General features: G+C 73.8%; 5 protein-coding genes. 3 read left to right on the forward strand and 2 right to left on the reverse strand.

The window, feature by feature from the left end; genetic code table 11:
- The first annotated feature begins 316 nt into the window (after positions 1-316).
- The gene (locus AC1DY2_RS16635) at positions 317-820 is read left to right on the forward strand and encodes an N-acetyltransferase family protein (RefSeq protein WP_476763423.1); all 504 of its coding nucleotides are present in this window, start codon (positions 317-319) and stop codon (positions 818-820) included.
- A gap of 72 nt (positions 821-892) precedes the next feature.
- On the forward strand, positions 893-1,852 hold the full coding sequence (locus AC1DY2_RS16640; protein WP_476763424.1) for a nucleoside hydrolase: 960 nt from the start codon (positions 893-895) through the stop codon (positions 1,850-1,852).
- A gap of 43 nt (positions 1,853-1,895) precedes the next feature.
- On the opposite strand, the gene AC1DY2_RS16645 is transcribed toward AC1DY2_RS16640, so the two are convergent.
- On the reverse strand, positions 1,896-2,477 hold the full coding sequence (locus AC1DY2_RS16645) for an NUDIX hydrolase family protein (RefSeq protein WP_309977229.1): 582 nt from the start codon (positions 2,475-2,477) through the stop codon (positions 1,896-1,898).
- 218 nt (positions 2,478-2,695) lie between these two features.
- On the opposite strand from AC1DY2_RS16645, the gene AC1DY2_RS16650 reads away from it, so the two are divergent.
- Entirely contained in the window at positions 2,696-3,343 is a 648-nt protein-coding gene (locus AC1DY2_RS16650; protein WP_476763425.1) for an alpha/beta hydrolase, read from the forward strand.
- Positions 3,344-3,374: 31 nt separating this feature from the next.
- Here AC1DY2_RS16650 and AC1DY2_RS16655 read toward each other — a convergent pair whose 3' ends face one another.
- Positions 3,375-3,767 (reverse strand): DUF5997 family protein, encoded by a 393-nt coding sequence (locus tag AC1DY2_RS16655; protein ID WP_476763426.1) that lies wholly within the window; start codon positions 3,765-3,767, stop codon positions 3,375-3,377.
- Between the last annotated feature and the right edge of the window lie 237 nt (positions 3,768-4,004).

A 4,004-nucleotide genomic window follows, 5' to 3' on the forward strand; every position in this document is an offset into this window, starting at 1 on the left:
CCCAAGCAGGGCGCGGGCCACAGCCGCGGCGCCCAGGCCACGGGTGCACAGCGCGGGGCATCCGCCCGCCAGGGCCAGGGCAAGCAGCCGCTTCGCGTCGGCAGCCTCGTGTCACCCGCGCGCACCAACCGTCGCGCGCAGGGCTGACCCTCCGCACCACCTGCCGAAGGCCCCGCCGCCGACCACCAGGTCGACGGCGGGGCCTTCGCCGTCTCCGCGGCGGACCCGGTGCGCGCGCAGGCGCCTGCGCGGGCGCTCAGCGCAAGGGCGTATCGCACGATTTCGCGTCCCGCGCACCCTGGCTTAGCCTTCTCGCATGAGCACCGAAGTTGTTGCCGAGGTCGTCGTCCGTCCCATCCGCGATTCCGACGTGGAGGCGCTGGGGCGCGTCCACGCCACCTGCTGGCACGAGACCTACGACCACCTGATCAGCGCGGCGGCCTTCGAGCACCTCTCGCCGCGCCGCATGGCGGAGCTCTGGAACCACTACGCCGAGCGCGGCGAGGAGTACCAGCAGTTCGCCGCCCTCGTCGACGGCGAGATCGTCGGCTTCGTCGGCTCGGGTCCCGCACGCGACGAGAACCCGCCCCGGGAGCGCGAGCTCTACTTCATCTACCTCCTCGACGCGTACCACGGCACCGGCATCGGCCAGAAGCTGTTCGACGCGGCAGTCGGCGACGACGCGGTGTACCTCTGGGTCGCCTCCGACAACCCCCGCGCGCACCGGTTCTACGAGCGCAACGGCTTCGTGCTCGACGGCGCCGACCAGCACGTGCCGTTCCTCGGCGAGGAGATCCACGAGGTGCGGTTCGTCCGCTGACGCCGCACGCGGCACGCGGCTCGTGTCGGATGACGGGCGCGGCGACCCCGACGGTCGCGTTACGGTGATGCGATGAGCGTTCCCGTGATCCTCGACGTCGACACGGGCGTCGACGACGCCCTCGCCATCCTCTTCGCCGTGCGGCATCCGGGCATCGACGTGCTCGGCATCACGTGCGTCGCCGGCAACGCGTCGCTCGCGCAGGTCGTCGACAACACGCTTCGGGTGCTCGACGCCGCGGGTGCGCCCGACCTGCCCGTCGCGGCGGGCGCCGCGCGGCCCCTGCTCGAGCCGCCCCGCTCCGCCGGCCACGTGCACGGCCTCGACGGCCTCGGCGGTGTCCCCCTGCCGCCCACGGAGCGGCGACCCGAACCGGTGGGCGCGGTCGAGCTGCTGCGCCGGCTCATCCTCGAGCACCCGACGCCCGTCACGCTCGTGGCCCTCGCCCCGCAGACGAACCTCGCGCTGTTGCTGCGCACCTACCCCGAGGTCGCCGGCAACCTGGAACGCATCGTGTTCATGGGCGGCTCAGCCGGCGTCGGCAATGCGACCGCCGTGGCCGAGTTCAACGTGTGGCACGACCCCGAGGCCGCCGCCATCGTGCTCGACGCGAACGTGCCCGCCTACATGTACGGGCTCGACGTGTTCAACCGCGTTTCGGTCGAGCAGGACGTCGCGGCCGCGCTCGAGCATGGCGACGACCCGCTCGGCCGTGTCGTGGGCGCGCTCCTCGGGCATCGCATCGCCCTGTCGGCCGACGAGCAGGAGGAGTACACCGGGCTCATCGGCGACGCCGGCGCGGTGTGCTCCATCGTCGACCCGCTGGCCCTCCGCACCGAGGTGCGTCCCGTGCACGTCGAACTCGCCGGCTACGGCCGCGGGCAGACGCTCGTCGACCTGCGCGAGCGTCGCGGCGAAGACATGGTGCACGGGCTCGCCGACGAGTGGGCGGAYGTCGAGGTCGCCCTCGAGGTCGATGCGACGCGGCTCACCCGGCTCTTCCTCGAGACGCTCGGCCTCGCCGGGCGCTGAGCCGGCGCGGCGTCACTCGGCGCGGCTCGTCGGCGCGCATCCGTCAGCGCAGTGCGCCCACCGACGCGAGCGCCTGCTTGACGAGGATGCCGCGCCCGCCCTCCATCTCGGCGGCGATGCTCTCGGACACCGCCTCGACCGGGGTCATCCACGTGACTTCGAGGGCGTCCTGCCGCGGCTCGCACGTGCCCGTGACGGGCACCACGTAGGCCAGCGAGACGGCGTGCTGGCGCTCGTCGGAGAACGGCGAGATGCCGGGCAGCGGGAAGTACTCCGCCACCGTGAACGGCACCGGGCTCGCGGGCAGCAGCGGGAACGCCATCGGCCCCAGGTCCTTCTCGAGGTGGCGGAACAGGGCGTCGCGCAGCGTCTCGCCGAACATCACGCGGCCCGACACGAGCGTGCGGGTCATCTCGCCGACGGCGTTCGCGCGCAGCAGCACGCCGACCTCGGACACCTGCCCGAGCCCGTCGACCCGAACCGGCACCGCCTCGACGTAGAGCAGCGGAAGGCGGCCCCGGATCTCGGCGAGCTCGAGGTCGGTGAGCCAGCCCGGGTTGGCGGGCGGCCGCACGACGGGCTCGTCGTCGGGATTCCAGTCCGGGTCGGGGGTGCGCACGCTCATGCCTCGATTCTGCCCCACGCTCGCCCGCTTGCCCCGATCCGTCGCGATCTCGTGTTCGGTGCACGACGCGCCGGGGCGGATGCACCGAACACGAGATCTCGATGCGAGGGCGCGGCGGGCGGGCGGGCGGCTGGGCGCCGCGAGGCGGCGGGTACGCTCGAAGGCGGGCGTGCGGCATCCGGTGGCTCGCAGCATCCGCCGCCCGGAGCGGAGGACCCATGCCCGAGGTGCGCGTCGACGACGAGGCCGTGCTCTGGTCGGCGTCGGCCGCGGATCGTGCGGGGCGGCCGCTGCTGCTCCTGCTGCACGGGTACAACTCGAACGAGGGCGACCTGTTCGGCCTGACACCGTACCTCCCGCTCGAGCCCGCCATCGCGTCGTTGCGCGCACCGCTGTACACCGGGTACGGACACGCGTGGTTCCCGCTCGTCGCCGAGGGCGCCGAGCTCTCGGTCGAGGGGGCGGATGCCGCGACCGACGCGATCCTCGACTGGCTCGACCGTGCCGCCCCCGGCGCCGGACCGATCGGCCTGCTCGGCTTCTCGCAGGGCGGCGCGATGGCTCTCGAGCTCCTGCGCCGGGCACCCGAGCGATTCGCGTTCGCGGTGAGCCTCGCCGGGTTCGCGCTGCCCGGCGAGCGCGACGGCGACGAGCGGATGTCGCAGCTCGCCCCGCACGTGTTCTGGGGCCGCGGCACCGTCGACGGGGTCATCCCCGTGGCATCCGTCGCCCGCACGCAGGCGTGGCTGCCCGCGCACTCGACGCTCGACGAGCGCATCTACGAGGGGGTCGGCCACTCCGTGTCGGATCGTGAGCTCGCCGACGTCGCGGCGTTCATCCGCGCCCGGTTCGCACCGGCCGCGTAGCGGTCGTCACCGAGCGCCGGGCGCCAGAGGCTCAGACCCCCGAGCCGCCTCCGCCGCCGCCGGCCTGGCGCGCGGCGCGCTCACGGTCGCGGTCGGCGACACGGATCTTCTCGGCACGCACGGCGGCCTGCGTGGCCCGCTCCTGCACGAGCCACTGCGGCGGTGCCACGAGCAGCGCCTTGATCTCGGCCGTCGTGAGCGGCTCGGTGATGCCGCCCCGGGCGAGGCCCGAGTTGGAGATGCCGAGCTTCGCCGCCACGACGTTGCGCGGGTGCGGTCCCTCGCGGCGCAGCACCTGCAGCCACTCGGGCGGGTCGGCCAGCAGTGCGTTGAGCTCGTCGCGGGTGACGTCGCCATCGCGGAAGTCCTCGGGCGCCGCCTCGAGGAGGATGCCGAGCTTCTTGGCTGCGGTCTCGGGTTTCATCGACTGGGACTGGCTCACCCTCACACCGTAGCCCGTCACGCGGCATCCGCCCACCGGCCCGCGGCAGCGCGGCTGCGACGGCACCCGTCGGTAGGCTGTGGGGAGGCCGGAAGCGGCCGGATGACTGGACTGGGGGCGCCGTGACGCTGAGGCTGCGCTACGTGGCCGGGGTGAGCCCCGCGAAGTGGCTGCGCGCGTGGAACGAGCGACGGCCCGACCTGCCGCTCGAGGCCGTGC

The organism is Agromyces sp. P1_H4, from assembly GCF_056405255.1.

What these genes read in the sequence shown, in the direction of transcription:
- AC1DY2_RS16635 (WP_476763423.1), top strand. Translation starts at nt 317, where the DNA reads ATGAGCACCGAAGTTGTTGCCGAGGTCGTCGTCCGTCCCATCCGCGAT.
- AC1DY2_RS16645 (WP_309977229.1), bottom strand. Translation starts at nt 2,477, where the DNA reads ATGAGCGTGCGCACCCCCGACCCGGACTGGAATCCCGACGACGAGCCC.
- AC1DY2_RS16650 (WP_476763425.1), top strand. Translation starts at nt 2,696, where the DNA reads ATGCCCGAGGTGCGCGTCGACGACGAGGCCGTGCTCTGGTCGGCGTCG.
- AC1DY2_RS16655 (WP_476763426.1), bottom strand. Translation starts at nt 3,767, where the DNA reads ATGAAACCCGAGACCGCAGCCAAGAAGCTCGGCATCCTCCTCGAGGCG.